20 protein-coding genes are annotated in these 21,535 nt (G+C 69.3%); 13 read left to right on the plus strand and 7 right to left on the minus strand.

Translation table 11 applies throughout. The features are described from left to right. Positions 1 to 43: 43 nt before the first annotated feature. The 3 genes from AD72_RS10475 to AD72_RS10485 are packed head-to-tail and all read right to left on the minus strand — an operon-like array spanning position 44 to position 3,395. Positions 44 to 1,525, minus strand: coding sequence for a flippase (locus AD72_RS10475; RefSeq protein WP_082468851.1), 1,482 nt, complete (start codon positions 1,523 to 1,525; stop codon positions 44 to 46). Then, positions 1,515 to 2,243: a WecB/TagA/CpsF family glycosyltransferase gene (locus tag AD72_RS10480; protein WP_037345327.1), complete on the minus strand. Its 729-nt coding sequence runs from the start codon at positions 2,241 to 2,243 to the stop codon at positions 1,515 to 1,517. Before AD72_RS10480 ends, AD72_RS10475 begins: the two co-directional genes overlap by 11 nt. 3 nt (positions 2,244 to 2,246) lie before the next feature. Continuing rightward, positions 2,247 to 3,395, minus strand: a complete 1,149-nt coding sequence (locus AD72_RS10485) for a glycoside hydrolase family 5 protein (RefSeq protein ID WP_197284923.1) — start codon at positions 3,393 to 3,395, stop codon at positions 2,247 to 2,249. A gap of 44 nt (positions 3,396 to 3,439) precedes the next feature. Between AD72_RS10485 and AD72_RS10490 the strand changes: the two genes are divergently transcribed. The 4 genes from AD72_RS10490 to AD72_RS10505 are packed head-to-tail and all read left to right on the plus strand — an operon-like array spanning position 3,440 to position 8,559. Further along, a complete protein-coding gene (locus AD72_RS10490; RefSeq protein ID WP_031466265.1) occupies positions 3,440 to 5,569 on the plus strand; it encodes an O-antigen ligase family protein in 2,130 nt (709 codons plus the stop codon). Next, positions 5,550 to 6,164, plus strand: a complete 615-nt coding sequence (locus AD72_RS10495; RefSeq protein ID WP_031466266.1) for a YveK family protein — start codon at positions 5,550 to 5,552, stop codon at positions 6,162 to 6,164. The genes AD72_RS10490 and AD72_RS10495 overlap by 20 nt, the downstream gene beginning before the upstream one ends. Before the next feature lie 23 nt (positions 6,165 to 6,187). Beyond that, a complete protein-coding gene (locus AD72_RS10500) occupies positions 6,188 to 7,237 on the plus strand; it encodes a glycosyltransferase (protein ID WP_031466267.1) in 1,050 nt (349 codons plus the stop codon). Continuing rightward, positions 7,234 to 8,559 (plus strand): glutamate-1-semialdehyde 2,1-aminomutase, encoded by a 1,326-nt coding sequence (locus AD72_RS10505; RefSeq protein WP_031466268.1) that lies wholly within the window; start codon positions 7,234 to 7,236, stop codon positions 8,557 to 8,559. The genes AD72_RS10500 and AD72_RS10505 overlap by 4 nt, the downstream gene beginning before the upstream one ends. Before the next feature lie 2 nt (positions 8,560 to 8,561). On the opposite strand, the gene AD72_RS10510 is transcribed toward AD72_RS10505, so the two are convergent. Further along, positions 8,562 to 9,050: a MarR family winged helix-turn-helix transcriptional regulator gene (locus AD72_RS10510; protein ID WP_031466269.1), complete on the minus strand. Its 489-nt coding sequence runs from the start codon at positions 9,048 to 9,050 to the stop codon at positions 8,562 to 8,564. Positions 9,051 to 9,180: 130 nt separating this feature from the next. On the opposite strand from AD72_RS10510, the gene AD72_RS10515 reads away from it, so the two are divergent. Next, on the plus strand, positions 9,181 to 10,119 hold the full coding sequence (locus AD72_RS10515) for an NADP-dependent oxidoreductase (RefSeq protein WP_031466270.1): 939 nt from the start codon (positions 9,181 to 9,183) through the stop codon (positions 10,117 to 10,119). A 41-nt stretch (positions 10,120 to 10,160) separates the two neighbouring features. Continuing rightward, positions 10,161 to 11,240, plus strand: coding sequence for an alkene reductase (locus AD72_RS10520; RefSeq protein ID WP_031466271.1), 1,080 nt, complete (start codon positions 10,161 to 10,163; stop codon positions 11,238 to 11,240). Between the two features lie 12 nt (positions 11,241 to 11,252). Here AD72_RS10520 and AD72_RS10525 read toward each other — a convergent pair whose 3' ends face one another. Then, the gene (locus AD72_RS10525; RefSeq protein ID WP_031466272.1) at positions 11,253 to 11,462 is read right to left on the minus strand and encodes a hypothetical protein; all 210 of its coding nucleotides are present in this window, start codon (positions 11,460 to 11,462) and stop codon (positions 11,253 to 11,255) included. 181 nt (positions 11,463 to 11,643) lie between these two features. Here AD72_RS10525 and AD72_RS10530 point away from each other — a divergent pair, with 181 nt between their 5' ends. The 4 genes from AD72_RS10530 to AD72_RS10545 all read left to right on the plus strand — a co-directional run bounded on the left by AD72_RS10530 (position 11,644) and on the right by AD72_RS10545 (position 16,779). Beyond that, the gene (locus tag AD72_RS10530; RefSeq protein WP_031466273.1) at positions 11,644 to 12,237 is read left to right on the plus strand and encodes a glycoside hydrolase family 25 protein; all 594 of its coding nucleotides are present in this window, start codon (positions 11,644 to 11,646) and stop codon (positions 12,235 to 12,237) included. Positions 12,238 to 12,292: 55 nt separating this feature from the next. After that, positions 12,293 to 13,492 carry a cytochrome P450 gene (locus AD72_RS10535; RefSeq protein ID WP_031466274.1) on the plus strand — a complete coding sequence of 400 codons (1,200 nt, stop codon included), beginning with the start codon at positions 12,293 to 12,295 and terminating at the stop codon, positions 13,490 to 13,492. A 108-nt stretch (positions 13,493 to 13,600) separates the two neighbouring features. Further along, positions 13,601 to 15,220, plus strand: a complete 1,620-nt coding sequence (locus AD72_RS10540; RefSeq protein ID WP_156365127.1) for an amidohydrolase — start codon at positions 13,601 to 13,603, stop codon at positions 15,218 to 15,220. A gap of 80 nt (positions 15,221 to 15,300) precedes the next feature. Further along, complete coding sequence (locus tag AD72_RS10545) at positions 15,301 to 16,779, plus strand: peptide MFS transporter (protein ID WP_031466276.1); 1,479 nt, start codon at positions 15,301 to 15,303, stop codon at positions 16,777 to 16,779. Positions 16,780 to 16,811: 32 nt separating this feature from the next. Here AD72_RS10545 and AD72_RS10550 read toward each other — a convergent pair whose 3' ends face one another. Next, positions 16,812 to 17,396: a TetR/AcrR family transcriptional regulator gene (locus tag AD72_RS10550; RefSeq protein ID WP_031466277.1), complete on the minus strand. Its 585-nt coding sequence runs from the start codon at positions 17,394 to 17,396 to the stop codon at positions 16,812 to 16,814. 195 nt (positions 17,397 to 17,591) lie between these two features. Here AD72_RS10550 and AD72_RS10555 point away from each other — a divergent pair, with 195 nt between their 5' ends. Genes AD72_RS10555 through AD72_RS10565 form a run of 3 tightly spaced genes read left to right on the plus strand, consistent with a single transcriptional unit; the run spans position 17,592 to position 21,182 of the window. Further along, positions 17,592 to 18,065 carry a (2Fe-2S)-binding protein gene (locus AD72_RS10555; protein ID WP_031466278.1) on the plus strand — a complete coding sequence of 158 codons (474 nt, stop codon included), beginning with the start codon at positions 17,592 to 17,594 and terminating at the stop codon, positions 18,063 to 18,065. Then, the gene (locus AD72_RS10560; RefSeq protein WP_031466279.1) at positions 18,052 to 19,014 is read left to right on the plus strand and encodes an FAD binding domain-containing protein; all 963 of its coding nucleotides are present in this window, start codon (positions 18,052 to 18,054) and stop codon (positions 19,012 to 19,014) included. The genes AD72_RS10555 and AD72_RS10560 overlap by 14 nt, the downstream gene beginning before the upstream one ends. Next, the gene (locus AD72_RS10565; RefSeq protein ID WP_031466280.1) at positions 19,011 to 21,182 is read left to right on the plus strand and encodes a xanthine dehydrogenase family protein molybdopterin-binding subunit; all 2,172 of its coding nucleotides are present in this window, start codon (positions 19,011 to 19,013) and stop codon (positions 21,180 to 21,182) included. The genes AD72_RS10560 and AD72_RS10565 overlap by 4 nt, the downstream gene beginning before the upstream one ends. Before the next feature lie 14 nt (positions 21,183 to 21,196). On the opposite strand, the gene AD72_RS10570 is transcribed toward AD72_RS10565, so the two are convergent. Next, positions 21,197 to 21,532 carry a cupin domain-containing protein gene (locus AD72_RS10570; protein WP_031466281.1) on the minus strand — a complete coding sequence of 112 codons (336 nt, stop codon included), beginning with the start codon at positions 21,530 to 21,532 and terminating at the stop codon, positions 21,197 to 21,199. Between the last annotated feature and the right edge of the window lie 3 nt (positions 21,533 to 21,535).

The following is a 21,535-nucleotide window of genomic DNA, read 5'->3' on the forward strand; positions in this document are numbered from 1 at the left end:
GCATTTCCTGGCGCTTCGGAACCGGCCGGACACGAAGAATTCTTCACCCCTGGGAGGGACTTTCCTCGGCCGTCGCCTGACGTGCCGATCCCGGCCGCACCGCCGCGAACAGGGTCGCGCGCATGCTCGCCGGCAGCGCGCCCGCGAGGAACGCACCGGCCAGGTAGCCGATCCCGCAGGCGGGCAGTACCACCACGAGTGGCAGCGACCAGCAGGCCCAGACCGCCAGCACGCCGAGCCCGAGGCAGGGAAGCAACCGGGCGAGATAACCGAGCGGCGGATAACCGACCCCGATCCGGCGCAGCCTCGGCTGGGCGAACAGCACGCCGGAAAGTTCGCTCGCCAGCAGCGCGATACCACAGCCGACCGCGCCGAGGCGGGGTACGAGCAACAGATTCAGCAGAATGTTCGCCACCAGATTGCAGGCGGACAAGGTGGTCAGATATCGCTGTTCGTGTGCGGCGATCAGCGCATCGGTGATCATCGGGGTGAGAAACTGCGCGGCGCAGGCGATGAAGAACAACCGCAGCACCGGGGTGGCCGCCTCGGCGAACTGTTCCGAGCCGACCGCGTCGACGATTCTCCCGGCGAGCACGGCACCGAACACCGCGACCGGAGCGGCGCACAACAACAGGAACCGGTACCCGGAATCGATGGCCGCGACGAATCTCGGCGGATCGCGGTCGTATCCCTGGTTGATCGTGGACAGCGCCGAACGGGAGAACACCTGGGGAAGCAGGCTCAGGCTGAACGCGATCTGATACGCCATCCCGTACGCGCCGACCTGTTCGGGATCGGAGAACAGGGAGAGCACCACCCCGTCCGCGCGCCAGTACACCACCCCGATCAGCACGATCAGCGTGAACGGGATGCTTTCCACGAGCAGCGAGCGCAGTTCGCGCGCGGCACGCACGAATCGCAGACGGACCAGTCGCCGCGCGGCGAATGCCGAGATGATCAACCGGATCAGCTGCGGGGCGATCTGCACCGCGCACATGGCGAGCAGTCCGGCATCGGTCCACCACACCAGCACGGCGGCCGCGAAGGTGACCAGCCTGGAGGTGATCTCCGCTCCGGCCACCGCGGCATAGCGCACGTGCACGTCGAACACCGGATCGAAACAGCTGGCGATCGTGGTGAAGATCAGCCCGATGGAGATGACTCCGATCGCCAGCTGCACCTCGGCACGCCCGGGATAGGCGAGCAGCCCGATCAGAAAGGAAAGCACGGCGAGCGGTAGCGCGTAGCCCAGCGAGAGGGTCAGGTTCAGCCCGACCAGCCGGTGCAGCGTGCCACCCGGTCCTTTACCGGTGACCCGGCGGACGATCACCGTGCCGATCCCGAGCTCGGTGAACGTCTCGAACAGCCCGGTGAACACCACGGCCGTGGTCAGCACCCCGTAGTCGCTCGTGCCCAGATACCGCGTGGCGATCGCCAGGGTGATGATGGACAGCGGGATCCCGAGCACCCGCCCGGCCACTTGCACGATCACCCCGCGCGCGATCCGCACCGCCCTACTGGCCACGGTGTCCCCCGGCGACGACCCGGAGCAGGAATGCGGGATTGCCGAGAACGTAGCGGCCGAACATCCGGCGGGGTTCGCGCGCGAGCCGGTAGACCCATTCCATCCGGGCCCGGCGCATCCAGCCGGGCGCCCGGGGTACCCGCTGTGCGGTGAAGTCCAGGAAGGCGCCGACCGCGATGCCCAGCCGCGCGCCGCTCGCGCCGAGGTGGGCGTCCAGCCAGAACTCCTGGCGCGGCATCCCCATTCCGACGAGGAGAATGCTCGCCCCGCTCGCCGCGACCTCGGCGGCCAGCCGGGCGCCGTCGGCGTGGTAGCCGTGCGCGGTACCGGCGATCGGCACCCCGCGCGCCCGCAAGCACCGCGCCGCGCGTTCGGCGACCCCGGGGTGCCCGCCGATGAGGAACACCCGGTGTCCGTGCGCGGCCGCCTGTCCGAGCAGCACCGGCAGGAAATCGGTGCCGTTGAGGTTGGCGGGAAAGCTGCGCCCGCGCAGCCGGGCGGCGATGGCCAGCCCGGCCCCGTCCGGGAGCACGAGGGCGGCGCGGTGGCACAACAGGGCGCGGAATCCAGGATCGCGCGCGGCGAGATTGCAGGCGTGCGCGTTGGCGAAGGCGAGCAGCGCGGGTTCCGGCTCCGCGATCAGTTCGGCGATCCGCGCCAGGGCCTGTTCCCGCCCGATCGCGGCGACCGGGACACCGAGCACGGTTATCGACTCCACCGCTCACCTCACCGTGCTGTGTCGTTCGAGCACGGCGGCCTGGCCGAGCCCGCGCCCGAGTGGCGGGGCGGTGCAGGAGCCACCCGCGCAGCCGTCCCCCGGTGATCTGGCCGTGTAGGCGGCGTGGATCTCCTCGCCGATCGAGCTGGCACTGAAATAGGTGACCGGAAGCCTTGCCGCGTCCGCGATCCGGTACCACCGCTCGCCGAGTTCGTTCCATGCGCCGGGATCCCGCGCCTTGCTCGCGTTCGGCCAGCCCACCTCGCCGATCGAGCCGCGCACCCGGAAGCGCTGCAGCCAGTCGACGAAGGTGCGCAGATGCGCGAGCGCGCGGGTGCTCGCGCCCGGATACGCGCGCAGCTCGTAACCCGAGGGGTAGTCGGCGTCCACGAAGTACTGGTGCGCCGAATAGACGATGTTGTGCGCCGGGTCCCGGATCCACGGCCTCGGGTGATACCGCACCCAGGTGTCCACCGCGGCATACCCGGTGCCCTCGATCCACAACAGCGTGCGGTCCCCCGCGGCGCGCAACACGTCGACCACGGACTGCGAGAACCGCTGCCACACCACGGCGCTGATGTGGTTGGGCTCGTTCATGATGTCGTAGGCGTAGAGCGCGGGCTCGGTACGGAACGCCGTGGACAACCGGGACCAGAGATCGTCGAGTTCGGCGGTGCCGATGCCGTTCCCGCACGCGGCGAGGCGCAGCCCGGGTTCCGGATTGCCCTGCGGGAAATGGCAGCCATTGTGCGCGTCGAGCACGACCTTGATGCCCGCCTTGGCGGCCCGGCGCAGCTGTGTCCGCAGCATCCGGACGGCCTGCGGATCGAGCGGAGCGCGCAGCCGGGGTTGCACCTGCGGCCAGAGGAAGGGCAGCCGGACCAGCCGGACTCCCCTGCGTGCCAGGAAGTCGTAGCCCGCCTGCGGTTGCGGGTCGTAGCTGACCCCGCGATATCCCGCGAACCAGACGGTGTCGAACAGGTTCACCCCGCGCAGCACCGGCCCGGCACCGTTCACATCCGTGGCCGTGGGCGCGGCGGATCGCCGCGCGCCCGGCGGCCCGCCGCCCGGTTCCGGAGCGCACGCGGACACGCCGAGTACGGCAACGGTGAAAACCGTGAGTAGTGTTCGCCCCCAATGACGATTCGTCACGCGCTCATGGTAGCCACACTTTCGCGTGAAGTACCCTCGGTCGTGTGAAAGTGTTCGGGCACCCAGAGTGGTTGGTTCGCGCGCTGACCCTGTTGCTCGGAGTGTTCATCGGCGCGGTGGTCGGCGGCTGCCTCGGCGTGCTGACCGGCAGCGGCCCGTCGAGCAGCGCGCAGCTGCTGTTGACCGCGGGCCCGAAAGCCGGGGCGCACGGACTCGATCTCGGTTCCCAGGCACGGTACGTGGAGAACTTCACCACCACGGTCACCGCGCTGGCGCCCACCGCGACGGTACGCGAGGCGGCGGGCGCGCGGATACCGTTCGCCGCAGGGGATCGCATCACCGCGGAAAGCGATCCGGGAACCGAACTCGTGCGCGTCACGGTCTCCGGCGGCGAACGACTGCGCGCCAAGGCCACGGCGGCCGCGGAAGCATTGGCCGGGCTGGCCGAACGCGAACAGCCCCGCCCGGATGTGCTGCGCGCCCGGGTCAGTACGACGGGCGGTCCGGTCGAGGATCACCGCGCGGAATCCGCCGTCCGCCTCGGTGGGCTCGGTGCCGTGCTCGGTCTGCTCGGTGCGCTGCTGCTGCGCGAACTGCGCGAGCGCGGCGGCCGGATCCGCCGCGAGCCAAGGCTTTCCGCGCCCGCGGCCACGGATGCGTTCGCCACCGAACTCAATGCGGTACTCGCCTGCTGGTGGCGGCGCGCCCGCACGCTCCGGGGTGCCGCGGTCGGCGCCGCGGCACTGTTCGCGGTGTTCGGTTACGGCCTCACCGGTTCCTGGATTCCACCCTTGGCGGTTGCCCTGCTTGCGGGATACCGGGGCCTGCGCGATCCACGGTTCGCCGCCGCGAGCGTGTGCCTTTTCGGATTCGGCCCGCTGCCGACGAAGATCGAGACCGTCCGCCTGGGACCGGTGACCCCCACCGTGCTGGAGATCGCGATCCTGCTCGGCCTGCTGTGCACCGTACTCCGGCCCGGAACCGGCCGGAACGGCTTTCCCGTCCGGTGGCAACTGGGGTTGTTCCTCGCCGTGCTGCTGTTCGGCGCACTGGTGGGTTTCACCCGTGGCGGGGACCCGGAGCAGATCATCGAGTCGGTGCGCGCCCTCGGCACCGTGCTGGCGCTCCCGGTGCTCTACCGCGCGTTCACCGGGCGGTTCACCGAACTGCTCGCCCTGCTGCTCCTCGGTGGCGCTGCCGCCGCGGCGGCGGCCATCCTCGCCGCGGGGCTCGGGCTCGCTCCGCTGCTCGCCGATGAACGGACCCAGGTGCTCACCGGAAGCGATGCCTCGGATGTCAGCAGACTGAACAGTCCGGTCCTGATGCTCTGCGGCCCGCTGCTGATCCTGTTGTGTTCCGGGCTGGTGCGCCCGCGCCGGATCTGGGTCTTCCTCGCGCTTTTCGCGCCGGTGTTCGCCATGGAAGCGCTGAGCTTCAACCGGTCCACCTGGGGTCCGCTGCTCGCCGGGATCGTGCTCATCGCCGGGCTGCGCGGCGGGTTGCGCGGTATCGTGCGGCGCGGGATCGGCCTGATCGTCCTCGGCGGCCTGGTGCTCGGCATCGCCTTTTCCGGGGCACTCGGGCGCACCGGGGACGCGCTCGCCGAGCGGGTGAACAGTCTGGTCAGCGGGGCAGCGCTGGCCGAGGACAGCCTCACCGATCGCCTGCAGGAGAACAGCGCGGCCTGGTCCACGCTCGGCGAGCGGCCGCTGCTGGGCACCGGGCTCGGGGTAACCTATGGCGGCACCTTCATCACCTATGACGACGTGATGAGCAGGCTGCGGGTGGACGACCGGCCCTATATGCACAACCAGTATCTGCGGATCTGGCTGTCCCTCGGCCTTGCCGGGCTGTTCGCCTTCGGCGCGCTCGGGGTCCGGGCGATCACCGTGACCGCGCACAGCTGGCGGGCACGGGCGCCGGGAGCTCCGGCCACGGTGGCGCTCGGTTTCGGCCTGGCGCTGGTGGCCGCGGTGAGTATCTTCCAGACCACCCTCATCGCGCGGGAATACGTCATCGGCACGGCCGTGCTGCTGGCCGCCCTGCTACTCGCCGCCCGGTGGATCCCGGCGGCCGAACCCCACGCCCGGGCACACCGGCGCGCCCGGTTCGCCGCGCACTGGCGCGACCGCGCGCGAGCAGAAGGAGGAGAATATGCGTTGGCTGCGCGATAACTGGTGGCTGACCGCCACACTGGCCGGGGCACTGCTCGGTGTGCTGGTGATGCTCGGCGTCTCGCTCTATCTCGGTACCCGCCCGGTCACGGCGACCGCCCAGATCCTCGCCACCCCGGGACCGAGCAAGAGCGGCTCCGATATCTACACCGCCGATCAGTACGTCAGCCAGCGGATGTCCACCTATGCCGGGCTGGCCACCAGCGACCGGGTGGTGCAACCGGCCGCCGCCGGGCTCGGTACGACCGCGAACGCGCTCGCCGCACAGGTCAAGGCCACCGTCGTGGACAACACCACGATGCTGAGCCTGACCGTCACGGGATCCGATCGCGGTGCGGCCGAACGCGCGGGAATCGCGGTAACGCGCTCCTTCGTGGACACGATCACCAGGTTGGAGCAGGTCGACGACGCGGATTCGCGGGTGCGCGTCGAGGTCGTCTCCCCGCCGTCCGCGGCCGACAAGGGCACCCGGCTGCCCCTCGGTCTCGGTATCCCCGGCGGGCTGCTCGCCGGCGCGCTGCTCGGCTATCTGGTGACCGTACTGGCGCGCTGGCTGTACCCGAAGTGGCGCCAGCCGGTCGGCGCGCTTTCCTGAGCCCGAGCGGAGATTGCCAAGCGATGCGTGTACTCGTCGAACTGCCCGAGGAACTCGACGCCGAACAGTGGCGGGCCAGGCACGCCGAGGGAGCCGTGCCGGACGCGACACCCTACGGGCTGCACCGCATCGGGGATGCGCGCACCGCGGTGCGGTTCCGGCCCCCACTGCGCCGGGCTACCGGGATCGCCACCAAGGTGCGCAACCGGCTCGGCGGCTATGACGTGCTCGCCAAGGCCCTCGCGCCGCACCGCTTCGGCGCGGATGTGTTGCTGTGCATGGACGAACGCACCGGCATCCCGGCGGCACTGCATCCGGGGCGCACCCCGGTGGTCTCCGGGATCGCCTGGCTCGAGGATCCGCGTTCGCTTTCCGCGGCCCACGCCCGCCTCGCGGCCACCGGGATGCGCAGGATGGCGGCCGTGTTCAGCCAGAGCCCCGCGCTGACCCCGGCGCTGTGCGAACACTGGGATCTCGATCCGGGGCGGGTGCACGAGATCGACCTCGGTATCGACGAGCAGTTCTATCCGGCCCAGCCCGAGGAAACCGCGGGCCCGATCGTGGCCAGTGTCGGCGATGACCGCAACCGCGACCACGCCACCCTGGTCGCGGCGGTCGCCGCGGCGCGCGCGGGCGGGACCGGATGCACGCTCGAACTGGCCACCACCCTGCCGGTCGAGGTGCCCGAATCGCTCGGTGTGGTGCACCGCAAGCGAATGGGCGCGGGCATGCGCGGGATCTACCGGCGCTGCGGGCTCGTCGCGGTGGCACTGCACGAGAACCGGGTCGGCTCCGGGCTCACCGTGGTGCTCGAGGCGATGGCCAGTGCCCGCCCGATCGTGGTGACCGCGAACCCCGGAATGGAACGGTATGTGCGGCACGGGATCGACGGTCTCCTCGTCCCGGCGGGGGACCCGGCGGCGATGGGCGCGGCGATCGGTGAGCTGCTGGCCGATCCGCAGCGTTGCCGGGCCATGGGCCGCGCCGCGCGGGCGCGCGTGCGGGAACGGTTCACCTCGGCCCACATGGCCGGGCAACTACGCGAACTACTGGGGAAGGCGGTGCGGCGGTGAGATTCGGGGAATCGGTGCGCGCCCAGCGGAGACTGCACGAGCTGGTGCCCGGCGGGGCGCATACCTACGCGCGCGGCAGCGATCAGTATCCCGAGGACATGGCACCGGTTCTGCGCCGTGGCAAGGGTTCCCGGGTCTGGGACCTGGACGGGAACGAGTTCGTCGAGTACGGCATGGGCCTGCGCTCGGTGACCCTCGGGCACGCCTTTCCCCCGGTGTGCGAAGCGGTCGCGAACCAGCTCGCCGAAGGGGTTTCGTTCACCCGGCCCACCGAGCTCGAACTCGCCGCCGCCGAGGACTTCCTGCGCCTCGTTCCCGGTGCGGAGATGGTCAAGTTCGCCAAGAACGGCTCGGACGCGACCACGGCGGCCGTCCGGCTTTCCCGCGCGGCCACCGGAAGGGACATGGTCGCGATCGCCGATCAGCCGTTCTACTCCACCGCGGACTGGTTCGTCGGCCAGCTCGAGATGCGCTCCGGGGTACCCGAGGACGAGCGAGGCCGCACGGTCCGGTTCCGCTACAACGATCTCGGTTCCCTGCGGGAATGTTTCGAGCGCTTCCCCGGCCAGATCGCCTGCGTGCTGCTCGAGGCCGCCACCGCGCTCGCCGAGCCCGAACCCGGCTTCCTGCAAGGGATCCGCGCGCTGTGCGACCGGTTCGGGGCGGTGCTGGTGTTCGACGAGATCATCACCGGATTCCGCTGGTCCGCGGGCGGTGCGCAGTCCGTCTACGGTGTGGTCCCGGACCTGTCGACCTGGGGCAAGGCCATGGGCAACGGTTTCGCGATCGCCGCACTGGCCGGGCGCCGCGAGCTGATGGAGCTCGGCGGGTTGCGCACCGACCAGCGCAGGACCTTCCTGCTGTCCACCACCAACGGTCCGGAAACCATCGGCCTCGCCGCATTCCGGGCCGTCGCCCGGGTCTACACCGAACAGGATCCGGTCGCCGCCATGGAACGCAGCGGCCGCGCGCTCGCCGAGGGCATCAACGCACTCGCCGCCGAACACGGGCTCGAGGAGGCGGTCCGGGTGATCGGGCGTCCCAGCTGTGCCGTGTTCACCACCAAGGACGCGGACGGCAAGCCATCGCAGGAATTCCGCACCCTCTGGCTCGCCGAGCTCCTCGCCCGCGGGGTACTGGGACAGTCCTTCGTCGTCTCCGCGGCACACGACGAAACCGATATCGCGCACACCATCGAGGCCGCGGGCCACGCGCTCACCGTCTACCGCAAGGCCCTCGATTCCGGTGGTGTCACCGGCTTTCTGCGCGGCGGGCCGGTCGCCCCGGCGCTGCGCGCGCACGCCGCACCGCGCCGCCTGTGAGCTCAGGTGTGCCGATTGCGGGGTGCGGCGGAGCGGGGTGGCTGGGCGCGCATGTGATCGCGGACCTTGGTCATGGTGTCGCCGAGGGCTGTCAGGTCCGTTGTGGACAGTGGGGTGAACAGCAGCTCGCGCACGAGTTCGATGTGTCCGGGCAGGATCTTGGCGACCCGGTCGAGGCCGTCCCGGGTGATCGTCACCAGAGTGGCGCGCTGATCCTCGGGACTGGAGGCTCGGGTGATCAGCCCGGCCTTCTCCAGCAGCCCGGCCTGATGAGTCAGGCCGCTGCGACTGTAGACGACACCATCAGCGAGCGCGGTCATGGTCAGCTGCCGCTTCGGGGCATCGGCGAGCCGGGCCAGTAGCTGGAACTGGACGTAACTGAGCTCCCCAGCCGCACGCACCTGCTGCTCGACGGCATGATGCAGCAGGCTCACCGACTCCATCAGCGCGAAGTAGGTGTTCAGCTGCTCGGGTTCCAGCTCCTCTGCCATACCACCCATTCTAGTTACTTCGACATCGAAGCATAGTGACGCACTTCACCGAACGAACGGTTTGCTTCGAATTCGAAGTAAGCTAGCCTGGAATCACTTCGACATCGAAGCAAATTTGAAGGAGGAAGTCATGCAGGCAGTGCGTTACCACAGCTACGGCGGCAGCGAGGTGCTCGTCCACGAGGAGACCGAGCGCCCCGTGCCCGGCGCGGGAGAGGTGCTGATCGAGGTCGCGGGCACCTCGTTCAACCCGGTGGACATCGGCATCCGGGTCGGCGCCCTGCAGGAGGTGTTCCCGCTGGAGTTCCCGCACACCCCCGGAATCGACGTGGCCGGGACGATCGCCGAACTCGGCGCCGGGGTCGAGGGCTGGCGGACCGGTGAGAACGTGGTGGCGTTCCTGCCGATGAACGCCGACGGTGCCGCGGCCGAGTACGTGATCGCACCCGCCGAGGCGCTTGCCAGCGCGCCGCGGACGGTCGAACTGGCGGACGCCGCCGCACTGCCGGTCGGCGGGCTGACCGCCTGGCAGGCCCTGTTCGACCTCGCCGGGCTGCGCGCGGGACAGACGGTCCTGGTCAACGGCGCGGGCGGCGCCGTGGGCGGGTACGCCGTGCAGCTCGCCCATCAGGCGGGAGCGCAGGTCAGCGCCACCGCGAGCGAGCGGAACGCGGACCGGCTGCGCACCGAGGGCGCCGACCGGATCCTCGGCTACCTGGACCTCGCGGCCACCCCGCTGACCGTGGAAGGCGGGCCCTTCGACGTGGTGGTCAACCTCGTCTCGACCAGCCCGGAGGAAACCGCCGCGCTGGCCGATCTCGTCCGGGATGGTGGCGCACTCGTTTCCACCACCACCCCGCCACCGGAGAACCCCGGACGCGGCATCCGCACCGCGCGCGTTTTCGTGCTCAGCAAGGCCGATCAGCTCGCCGAACTGGTCACCCGCGTCGACCGCGGCGAACTGCGCATCGACGTCGCCGCCCACCGCAGGATCGCCGAACTGCCCGCCGTGCACGAGGAGGCCGCGACCGGGCGGCTCGCGGGCAAGACCGTGCTCACCCCGGCCTGACCCCTCGTACCAGCAAAGGCCCTGCCAGAAAGGGAAAACCGATGACCACCGCGTTCGACCCGATCGAGCTGGGCGGGAAACGCCTGCCCAACCGCATCGCCATGGCACCCATGACCCGCAGCCGCGCCTACGGCCCCGGCGCCACCCCCACCGAACTCAACGCCACCTACTACGCCCAACGCGCCACCGCCGGACTGATCATCACCGAAGGCACCCAACCCTCGATCATCGGCCAGGGCTACCCCGACACCCCCGGACTGCACACACCCGAACAAGTCACCGCCTGGCGCCAAGTCACCGACGCCGTACACGCCCAAGGCGGCACCATCTTCGCGCAGCTCATGCACACCGGACGCATCGGCCACCCCAGCCTGCTCCCCAACGACCTGATCCCCGTGGCCCCCTCCGCCATCGCCGCACAGGGCCAGGTGTTCACCCACGAAGGCATGAAAGACTACGTCACCCCCAAAGCACTCACCGAGCACGAGATCACCCAGACGATCACCGACTTCACCGAGGCCGCCCGCAACGCGATCACCGCCGGCTTCGACGGAGTGGAACTACACGGCGCCAACGGCTACCTGATCCACCAATTCCTCGCCCCCAACACCAACCAGCGCACCGACGACTGGGGCGGATCGGTCACCGGCCGCATCCGGCTCGGCATCGAAATCGCCACCGCGGTCACCGAAGCCATCGGCGCACACCGCACCGGATTCCGCATCTCACCCGGAAACCCACTCAACGACATCACCGAAACCAACCCGGCCGACGTGGAACAGACCTACACCACACTCGTCGCCGCGCTCGCCCCACTAAACCTGGCCTACCTGCACCTACTCGAAGGCCCAGACCGCGAACTCACCCAGCGACTCCGCAAAAACTGGCCGGGCACCTTCGTCCTCAACCCGTTCACCCACCCCGAACCGACCGGACCAGAATCCCTCACCCTCATCGAGGACAGCACCACCGACCTCATCGCCTTCGGCGCGCAGTTCCTCGCCAACCCCGACCTACCACGCCGACTCGCCGCTGGCGGCCCCTTCAACACCCCCGACAAAACCACCTTCTACGGCGGCGACCACCACGGCTACACCGACTACCCCACACTCGACGCGTAGGGACCGGTTTCCCTACAGGCTACGGATCGCGCCGAGCAGCCGCCGGGAACGGTCGGTCATCTCGGCCGCCGACTGCCCGGGATGACGCAGCCACCAGTCCACGAGCGCGGTGACGGTGTGCATCCGGATCCGGGTCAGCGCGTCCGGATCCAGTGGATCCGCCAGTCCGTGCCCGGAGAACGAGGTACGGATGCCGGTTGCGGCCTGTTCGGCAAGCCGCAACCGGCATCGGCGCGGACGCTCGGTTGCTGTTCACCGTTGTCCGGATCGACTGCACCTGACGGGAAACGGATCGACGTAGTGGGGATGTCTCGGCCCGGTATCGAGCCGGACAATTCGTCCGATGGTCGCTGTCGGCGAACGACCTCCGCGGAGCATCATGGGATGGTCAAGGAGGACTCGCATGGACTATGGCATCGACGTCTCGCACTTCCAGACCATCAGTGATCCCAATGCCGTGCACGCCAACGGAATCTCGTTCGCCTGGTGCAAGGCGAGCGAAGCGGCCGACTGGACCGACGACACCTACGCACAGAAAACCGGGCAACTCTCCGGAGCCGGCATCGTCGTCGGCGGCTATCACTTCGCCCGGCCAGGTACTGCCGCCGCCCAGGTCGACCATTTCCGCGCCGTCGCCGGAGCCCAGCTCGCCGCACGGAATCTGCGCCCCATGCTGGACATGGAGGACGATGCCATGCGCGGCACGGCAAACGATTTCGTGAACGCCTTCTACGACCGGCTCGCTGTCCCGCTGGTCGTCTACGGCAATCTCGACTGGTGGCAGAGCACGACGCTGAACCCGGCCGCATGGGGTGAGCGCGACATCCTCGGGATGATCGCCCGCTATAACGGCGATCCGGGCAATCCCGGATGGACCTATCCGCGGCTCGCCGTGCACCAGCACAGTTCGGAAGGCCAAGTCCCCGGCATTCCCGGCAAGGTCGACCGGGACGCGACCATCGGCGAGCACACCCTCGCCGAGCTCACGCTCACCTGATGTCGCGGCCGCCCCGTATCCTGACCTGGCCAATCCACGGCGTTGGAGGAACGGTATGGGGCGCACCGAGATCGAGGAACTGTTGCTGGCACGGCAGGGCCTCATCGAACCCTCGGCGCGGCTCACGGCGGCGCACGAAATCGGCCCGGTCACGCCGCTGACCTATGCCGACGGACACCAGGGCTGGCTGATCACCGGGCGGGATGTGGCCCGCAGGGTGCTCGCCGATCCACGGTTCAGTGCCCGTGCGGAGTTGCGCCGTCACCCGACCGGCGCGCTCGGCGATGCCATGGGCCGCCCCGCGGCGCCCGGTGGTTTCGGGATGATGGATCCGCCCGAGCACACCCGGTTACGGCGGCTGCTCACCGGACAGTTCACCGTGCACCGGATGCGCACCCTGACCCCGCGCATCGCGGAGTACGCCGCGAGCTTGCTGGACCGGATGCACGACTGCGGACCGCCGGTGGATCTGGTGCGGCACTACGCGATCCCGATTCCGAGCCTGGTGATCTGCGACCTGCTCGGGGTTCCCTATGCCGACCGCGCCATGTTCGGCGAGGCGATCACGTCCTCGCTTGCCCTGCATGCCTCGCCCGAAGAGCTCACCGCGGCGAAGACCCGGATCACCGAATATCTCGCCGAACTCGTGGCCGACAAGAAAAAGCAGCCGACCGACGACATCCTCGGCGGACTGATCGGCACCGGTGAGCTGACCGACACCGAACTGGTCACCATCGCGCACGTGCTGCTCGCCGGGGGATTCGAGACCACGGCCAACATGATCGCGCTCGGCACCCTCGTCCTGTTGCGCAGCCCGGACCGGCTGGCCGCACTGCGCGCCGATCCCGCGCTGCTGCCGGGCGCGGTCGAGGAACTGCTGCGGTACTGCTCCATCGCCGGGCTCACCCTCACCCGGGCAGCCACCGAGGATGTCGAGCTGGAGGGCGTCACCGTCGAAGCGGGCCAGGTCGTCACGATCTCGGTGCTCGCGACCAATCACGATCCGCACACCTATCCCGAACCCGGGCGGTTCGATCCGGGCCGGAACACCGCGGGCCACCTCGCTTTCGGGCACGGCGTGCACCAGTGCCTCGGCCAGCAGCTCGCCCGCGCCGAACTGCACGTGGCCTATCCCGCGCTGTTCGAGCGGTTTCCCGGGCTCCGCCTCGCCGTCGGCGAGGAACAGCTGCCGTTGCGCACCGACATGCTCGTCTACGGCGTCCACGAACTCCCGGTGAGCTGGGCGCGGGACTGACCCGGCTCGCCGACGGTTGCTAAAAGTACTACTTTTCCGTAGCCTCGGGTTCGCTCAGCCTGGCCCCGTCGTCAGTGGGCTCAGCGGTGGAACGACCAAGAGGTGAAGATGCCGAACGTAACGCTGGTCAACTGCACGCTGCCCACGGCCGGTTTCCCCGAGGAGCAGTTCGTGCACGTGCGCGAGGGCCGGATCGCCGCCCGCGGCCCGATGCGCGAGCTGCGCGCGGAGGTCGAGCAGCCGGGCGAGGAGATCGACGTGGCGAAAGCCGCGGTACTGCCCGCGTTCGGCGATGCGCACGTGCACGTCGCCGAGTCCGGGATCGAGCTGCTGCGCTGCGATATGACGCACGCCCGCACCCGCGAGGAGCTCTGCACGACCGTGGCGGACTACAGCCGGGGGCTCGGCGCGGACGAGTGGGTGATCGGCCGCGGCTGGCAGTACGCGCTGTTCACCGATGCCTGGCACGCCCTCGATGAGCTGGAACGGTGTGTGGACGGCCGTCCCGCGTACCTGAACAATGCCAACGGGCATTGCGCGTGGGTCAGCGAACGTGCCCGCGCGATCGCGGGTATCGGCCCGGACACCGTCGATCCGCCCGGCGGCAGGCTGGGCCGCAAGGCCGACGGCACACCGAACGGAATGCTGTACGAGGACGCGATGGATCTCGTGGCCCGCGTGCTGCCGCCGCTGACCGGCGACCAGCTGCGCGCCGGACTGCTGCGCGGCCAGCAGGAGATGCTCGCGCTCGGGATCACCTCATGGCAGGAGGCGATCGTCGGCGATTTCGTCCCCACGACCGATGTTTTCGCGCCATACCGGGAAACCGAGGCCGCCGGGCTGTTGCGCGGCCGGGTGACCGGATGCCTGTGGTGGCCGCGCTCCGGTGGGAACGTCGAGGAACTGGTGCGGCTGCGCGAACAGAGCGCCGACGGCGAACGGTTCCGCTGCACCGCGATCAAGATCATGTACGACGGCTCGGTCGGCAGCGGCACCGCACTCATCGAACCCGGCTACCTGGACACCGCCGCGGGCAACGGCATCTCGTTCTTCGACCGCGAGGAACTGGCCGAGGCGGTACTCGCCCTCGACGCCGCGGGGTTCGATCTGCACTTCCACTCCTGCGGCAACCGAGCCACCACCGAACTGCTCGCGATGCTCGAACGGGCGATCGACACCAACGGCCCCCGGGACCGGCGGCACCAGCTCGCCCATCTGTACTTCCTCACCGAGGAACACATCGACACCATGGCGCGGCTCGGCATCCTCGGCAACGTCCAGCCGTACTGGGCGCAGGAGGTGGACCGCATCGGTGGTGCGGTGCTGCCTTCGGTGCCCGAACAGTTACGGCCACTGATCTTCCGGTTCCGCTCGCTGGCCGAACGCGGGGTGCGGCTCGCCTTCGGCAGCGACTGGCCGGTGAGCGACCCGAATCCGTTGCCCGGACTACAGGGCGCGGTGGTGCGCCGGCCCAGCCGCGGTCAGGCGGAACCGCTCAACCCCGCCGAACGGCTGCCACTGCCGACCGCGCTGGACGCCGCCACCCGAGGCTCCGCGTACGCGATGCGCCGCGAGGACGAGGTCGGTTCGCTCGAAACCGGGAAATGCGCCGATCTCGTCGTGCTCGACCGCGCGCTGCGACCGGCCGACACCGACGGATTCGACGAAATGCGGGTGGACTACACCTTCGTCGACGGCGAAGCGGTGCACATCCGCGCGGGACGCTGACCGCGCCGCATTCGATTCGTACCCAGGTCAGGAGAGTACCCGGGAAGTTTTTTCCCGGACGCAAAGGAGCGAACAGCACAGTGACGGCAACCGATACCGAGCGGACCACTCGGCAACAGTACGGGTTTTTCGGGCACCCCTGGGGATTGTCGAACCTGTTCGCCACGGAGTTCTGGGAACGTTTCTCCTACTTCGGCATGCGCGCGATCCTCGCGTATTACATGTACTACCAGGTCAGCTCCGGTGGTCTCGGGCTGTCCAGGGAGCTGGCCACGGCACTGGTCTCGGTGTACGGCGCGATGCTGTACATGACCAGTCCCATCGGCGCCTGGCTCGCCGACCGGGTTTTCGGGGCGCAGCGCGCGGTCGCGATCGGCGCGCTGGTGATCATGTGCGGGCACATCGTGCTTTCCCTTCCCGGCGGCGGGGTCGGCACGCTGTACGCCGGGCTCATGCTGATCATTCTGGGCACCGGTCTGCTCAAACCGAACGTTTCCCGGCTGGTCGGCAATCTCTACGGAGAGAAGGACACCCGCCGTGACGGCGGATTCCTGATCTTCTGGATGAGTGTCCACTTGGGAGCGTTCCTCGCTCCGCTGGTGGTCGGCGGACTGCGCAGTGCGGGCGGATTCCATCTCGGCTTCGCGGCCGCCGCGGTCGGCATGGCCATCGGCGTGGTCTGGTACACGGTCAGCCGCAGGCTGCTCGCCGGAACCGGCAAGGCACCGGCGAATCCGATCACCCCGGAAGAGCGTGGCCGGATCGGGCGCGCCATCCTGCTCGGTTTCCTGGTGCTGCTGGCCTACTTCGTCATCACCGGACTGTGCGGGGTGCTCTCGGTCGACCTGGTGATCTACACGATCTCGGCGGTGGGGATCGTCCTGCCGATCGTCTATTTCTGGGTGATCCTGCGCAGCAAGAAGGTCACCGAACTCGAGCGGTCCCGGGTCTGGGCGCTCATCCCGATGTTCCTCGCCTCGATCTTCTTCGCGATGATCAACGACCAGAAACCCAGTATCGGCGCGGTGTACGCGGCCAGCCGGATCGACAGGAACGTGTTCGGTATCTCGGTCAATCCGGAATTCTTCCAGACCGTCGAGCCGATCACGGTGCTCATCCTCGCGCCGATCTTCGCCTGGATGTGGACCAGGCTCGGCACCCGGCAGATCAGCACGCCGACCAAGATCGGGCTCGGCGTCATCATCGGCGGGATCTCCTTCCTGATGCTGATCATCCCCGCGGGCCAGAGCGGACTGGTCAGTCCCTGGTGGCTGATCGGCAGCTTCGCGGTCAGCGTGGTCGGCCAGCTGCTGGCCCAGCCGGTCGGCAACGCCGTGAGCACCCGGCTCGCCCCGGTCGCGTTCAGCTCGCAGATGGTCGGCCTGTGGCTGCTCAGCAATGCCGCGGCCGACGGGATCAACGGTGTCGTCACCCCGCTCTACAGCGTGGCAACCGAGACCCCGTACTTCCTGATCATCGCTGGCGCCGCGGTGCTCGCCGGGATCGGGCTGCTGCTGATGCGCCGCTGGGTGCGCGTCCGGATGCGGGAGAACGAGTGAGCGGCAAGGCCCGGACCGCGAACGGGTAGCGCTCAGCCGGGGCGCGCCTGCTCGGTGCATATCCCGCGCCACACCAGATCCGTGAGCTTCGCGGCCTCGCCGTGCCAGTCCCCGTCCGGATCGAGGTGGAACATCCCGGAAAGCCCGCGCATGACCGTCCGGGTGTCGAGCTCGGCGCGCACGTTGCCCGCCTCGATGTTGGCGCGCAACAGACTCTCGAGGGCACCGAGCATGTTCTCGAGGGCGCTGCTCGGCAGTCGCTCGCCCGATTTCGTCGCCCTGATGAGCGCCTCGGCGAGCCCGTGCTTGGTCATCATGTAGTGCGCGAGATGGTCGGTGACCCAGATCCGGAACGCGGTCTCCGGCGGGTGTGCGGCGAGCAGCCCCGGCACGGCGTCCACGAGCTGGCGCACCTCGCGCTCGTACACGGCGATGATCAGCGCCTCGGGGGTCGGGAAGTGCCGGTACACCGTGCCGACCCCGACCTGGGCCCGCTTCGCGATCGCGTTGAACGACACCTCGTCCGAGCGCACCAGCGTCTCCGCCGCCACGGCGAGGATCAGCTCGTGGTTGCGCCTGGTGTCGGCGCGCCGAGGGCTCACCGATCCGGTCGTCATGCTCGCCCTCCTCTCCGATCGAGCTGGACCGACTCCAGGGCAGCCTAGCCAGTTGCCCACCGGATTATCATCCGCTAGCCTCGACCAGGCCGGGAAGCGGATGATAATCCGCTTCACTCGGTGACGTACCCGACACGAATCGCCACCACCTTCCGGGCCACCACCAGCGGCGCGGACGATCTGGAAACGGGTCCTTTGGACATCTCACTCGATATCAACGGCAAGACCGAACAGCTCAGTATCGAACCCGGCGTCACCCTGCTGGACGCCCTACGGGAACGCCTCGGAATCACCGGCCCGAAAAAGGGCTGCGATCGCGGCCAGTGCGGCGCGTGCACCGTGCACGTGAACGGCAGGCCCGTGCTTTCCTGCCTCACGCTGGCCGCCACCGTCACCGAACCCGTGACGACCGTGGAAGGACTGTCCGCGGGCGAGGAACTGCATCCGGTGCAGCAGGCGTTCATCGACCAGGACGCGCTGCAGTGCGGGTTCTGCACTTCCGGGCAGATCATGTCGGCCGTCGCGGCCACCCGGCAGAGCATCGACGACCCCGAGGAGGTCCGCGAGTTCATGTCGGGCAACCTCTGCCGCTGCTCGGCGTATCCGAACATCGTCAAGGCGATCCAGCAGGCCGGCGATCAGGTGAGGCGGGCCGATGCGACCCTTTGAGCTCAGCACACCGGCGACCGTCGAGGCGGCCGTGGACACCGCGGGCACGTTCCTCGCGGGTGGCACCACGCTCGTGGACCTGATGAAACTCGACGTGCTGACCCCGCAGCGGGTCACCGATATCAACGCCTTGCCCTTGCACGGCATCGACACCGGCGACGGGCTCCGGATCGGCGCGCTCGAGCGGATGAGCGAGGTCGCCGCGCATCCCGGCGTGTACCCGATGATCTCCCGCGCCCTGCTGCTGAGCGCTTCGCAGCAGCTGCGCAATATGGCCAGCATCGGCGGGAACCTGTTGCAACGTACCCGGTGCGGCTACTTCCGGGATGTCGCCATGCCGTGCAACAAGCGGGATCCGGGCAGCGGCTGCTCCGCGCTCGAGGGTGCCAACCGGATGCACGCGATCCTCGGCACCAGCCGGCACTGTGCGGCCACGCACGCAAGCGATGTGGCGGTGCCGCTCGTGGCGCTCGACGCGCGGCTGCGGTTGCGTGGCGCCGAAGGGGAACGCACGGTCCCGCTCGCGGATTTCTACCGGCTGCCCGGGGACACGCCCGAGGTGGAAAACGTGCTGCGGCAAGGGGAACTGATCACCGAGGTGATCGTGCCGCGCCTGGACTGGGCCGCACGATCCACCTATGTCAAGGTACGGGACCGGCAGTCCTACGAGTTCGCGCTGTGCTCGGCCGCGGTGGCGCTCGATGTGGCCGACGGGATCGTCCTCGACGCGCGCGTGGCGGTCGGCGGAGTCGGCACGGTGCCGTGGCGGCTCCCCGGCGTGGAGGCGGCGCTGCGCGGAGAACCGACGAGCCCCGCCGCATTCGAAGCGGCAGCCGAGGTCGCCGGACACGGCACGGAACCGTTGTCCCAGAACGGTTTCAAGGTGTCGCTATTGAAGCGGACCATCGTCCGCGCGCTGCTCGAACTGACCGAAGGGGGCTCTCGATGATCGCCAGGCTGGACGCCGCACCGAAGGTCACCGGCCAGGCCAGGTACGCGGTTGACCACAACTTCCCCGGCATGGTCTATGGCTACCTCGTGCTCAGCACGATCGCCAACGGTGAGCTCGCCGCCATGGAGGTCGCGGCGGCCCGCGAGGCCCCCGGCGTACTCCGGGTGTACACCCCGTTCGAACCGCTCGAGCTGCACACCCCGATCTCGCAGATGCTCGGCGAGAGCTGGGTTCCGTTGCAGGACAAGGAAATCGCCTATTACGGGCAGCCGATCGGCTTCGTGGTGGCCGAGACCTTCGAGGCCGCGCGGGACGCGGCATCGCTGATCGAGGTCTCCTACACCGAGCGGCCCGCGCTGACCTCGTTCCGCGATGGCCTCGCCACGGCCGAGGACGGGAAAACCGGTCCCCGGGGTGCACCGTCGCAGTCGGTGCTCGCCGAGGGCGTGGAGTCCATCGAGGACGCCCTGGCCGCGAGCGAGGTGACCGTGGACGCGACCTATGAGACGGCGAGCCAGAACCACGCCGCCATGGAGCCGCACTCCGCGGTCGCCGTCTGGAACGCGGACGGGCTGACCGTCTACACGGGAAACCAGGGTTCGCACGGCCCCGCGGACGAGCTGGCGCAGGCGCTGAACATCGAGCACTCGGCGGTGCGTGTGGTGAACCCCTACGTCGGCGGCGCGTTCGGCGGAAAGGGCAGGACCTCCACCCCGGCGTTCCTCGCCGCGGCGGCGGCCAGGGATCTCGGCTGCCCGGTGAAGGCCGCGCTGACCAGGGAGCAGGTCTTCACCGCCACCGCGAACCGCCCGGCGACCGTTCAGCGGATCTCGCTCGGTGCGCGCGAGGACGGCACACTGGTCGCGGTGCGCCACGACGCGTGGTCGAGCACGCCGATGAGCCGCTCGTTCATCGAACCGACCTCGCACGGCACCTCCCGCGAGTGGTACGCCACCGAAAACCTGGCCATCAGCCAGAAAGCCGTGCCGCTGAACATCCCGCAGACGACGTTCATGCGCGCACCGGGTGAGGCTCCCGGCTCGTTCGCGTTGGAGAGCGCCGTCGACGAGCTCGCGGTCGCGCTGCACATGGACCCGATCGCGCTGCGCAAACGGAACAACTCGACCGCGCCGCCCGGCGAGGACCTGCAGTGGTCGAGCAAGCACCTCGACGAGTGCTTCGACATCGGCGCCGCCAGGTTCGGCTGGTCGCAGCGGACTCCAGGGGGCCGTGTCGACGGCGACTGGCTCGTCGGTCTCGGCACGGCGACCGCCATGTTCCCCGGCCTCCGCTTCCCGGCCACCGTCGGTATCACGCTGCGGGCCGACGACACCGCGGAGATCGCGACCAGCGGCGCGGACCCGGGAACCGGCCTGCTGACCGTGCTCTCGCTGATCGGCGCCGAATCGCTGGACATTCCGCCGGAACGGGTCACCCCGCAACTCGGCGACTCGGCGCTGCCGCCCGGCGGAACCTCCGGCGGTTCCACCGCGACGGCCAGCGCCGGTTCGGCGACGATGGTCGCCGCAGCCACGGTGATCGACGAACTGCTGCGCCTGGCCTCTTCCCCTGGCGGGCCGTTCGACGGCCGCGAGGCCACCTACGCCGACGGCCGGGTCTTCGCCGATGGGGAGTCGATGACCTTCGGCGAAGTGCTGCGCGCCATGGACCAGACCTCGCTTGCCACCACCGGCAGCACCGCACCCGGCGAGGAACGGACCAAGCACTCCTTCGGCTCATGGGGCGCACAGTTCTGCGAGGTCCGCGTGCACCGCCTGACCCGCGAGATCCGGGTTTCCCGGCTGCTCGGCGTGTTCGACGCGGGCCGCATCATCAACCCGAAAGCGGCCCGCAGCCAGCTGCTCGGCGGCATGATCTGGGGCGTGTCCGCGGCGCTGCACGAAGGGCTCGACGTCGAAGAGAACGGGCGGTTCGCCAACGCCGACCTCGCCGGTTATCTGGTGCCGGTCAATGCCGACATCCCCGAGATCGACATCCACCTCGTCGAATACCCGGACACACTGCTCAGCGACGTCGGCGCACGCGGGCTCGGGGAGATCAGCATCGTCGGGGTGGCCGCCGCCATCGCCAACGCCGTCTACAACGCGACCGGTATCCGGCTGCGCCGCATCCCGATGATGCTCGAGGACCTCCTGGAAGACTGAACGGGCCCGGTTCCCTAGCGGTACCGGGTTTCCAGCATCACGCAGCCGGTTCCGGTGCGATACGGGCCGTGCGGCATGCCCGGCCTGCGCATCGCGAACTCGCCCGCGCGGAACGTCTTCCCCAGGGTGAGGTCGTGGAGCTCGCCCTCGAGCAGGTAGACCTCCTCGACGTAGTCGTGCGTGATCACCCCGGCAGCCGAGGTGTCCAGGCCGGGCGCCCAGTTGGCCAGCCGGGTCAGTATTTCCGGGTCCTCGGGGTCGCGGCTGAGCACGCGTTCGGTCACTCCGTGTTGCGCGGTCGGCTGCCACTGCCCCGTTCCGGCGGGGAAGAACTCGTACTCGGCTTTCACGCA

It is taken from the genome of Sciscionella sediminilitoris (genome assembly GCF_000737195.2).
Classification (GTDB): domain Bacteria; phylum Actinomycetota; class Actinomycetes; order Mycobacteriales; family Pseudonocardiaceae; genus Sciscionella; species Sciscionella sediminilitoris.

What these genes read in the sequence shown, in the direction of transcription:
- AD72_RS10495 (WP_031466266.1), top strand. Translation starts at nt 5,550, where the DNA reads ATGCGTTGGCTGCGCGATAACTGGTGGCTGACCGCCACACTGGCCGGG.
- AD72_RS10500 (WP_031466267.1), top strand. Translation starts at nt 6,188, where the DNA reads ATGCGTGTACTCGTCGAACTGCCCGAGGAACTCGACGCCGAACAGTGG.
- AD72_RS10510 (WP_031466269.1), bottom strand. Translation starts at nt 9,050, where the DNA reads ATGGCAGAGGAGCTGGAACCCGAGCAGCTGAACACCTACTTCGCGCTG.
- AD72_RS10515 (WP_031466270.1), top strand. Translation starts at nt 9,181, where the DNA reads ATGCAGGCAGTGCGTTACCACAGCTACGGCGGCAGCGAGGTGCTCGTC.
- AD72_RS10520 (WP_031466271.1), top strand. Translation starts at nt 10,161, where the DNA reads ATGACCACCGCGTTCGACCCGATCGAGCTGGGCGGGAAACGCCTGCCC.
- AD72_RS10530 (WP_031466273.1), top strand. Translation starts at nt 11,644, where the DNA reads ATGGACTATGGCATCGACGTCTCGCACTTCCAGACCATCAGTGATCCC.
- AD72_RS10535 (WP_031466274.1), top strand. Translation starts at nt 12,293, where the DNA reads ATGGGGCGCACCGAGATCGAGGAACTGTTGCTGGCACGGCAGGGCCTC.
- AD72_RS10540 (WP_156365127.1), top strand. Translation starts at nt 13,601, where the DNA reads ATGCCGAACGTAACGCTGGTCAACTGCACGCTGCCCACGGCCGGTTTC.
- AD72_RS10550 (WP_031466277.1), bottom strand. Translation starts at nt 17,396, where the DNA reads ATGACGACCGGATCGGTGAGCCCTCGGCGCGCCGACACCAGGCGCAAC.
- AD72_RS10560 (WP_031466279.1), top strand. Translation starts at nt 18,052, where the DNA reads ATGCGACCCTTTGAGCTCAGCACACCGGCGACCGTCGAGGCGGCCGTG.
- AD72_RS10565 (WP_031466280.1), top strand. Translation starts at nt 19,011, where the DNA reads ATGATCGCCAGGCTGGACGCCGCACCGAAGGTCACCGGCCAGGCCAGG.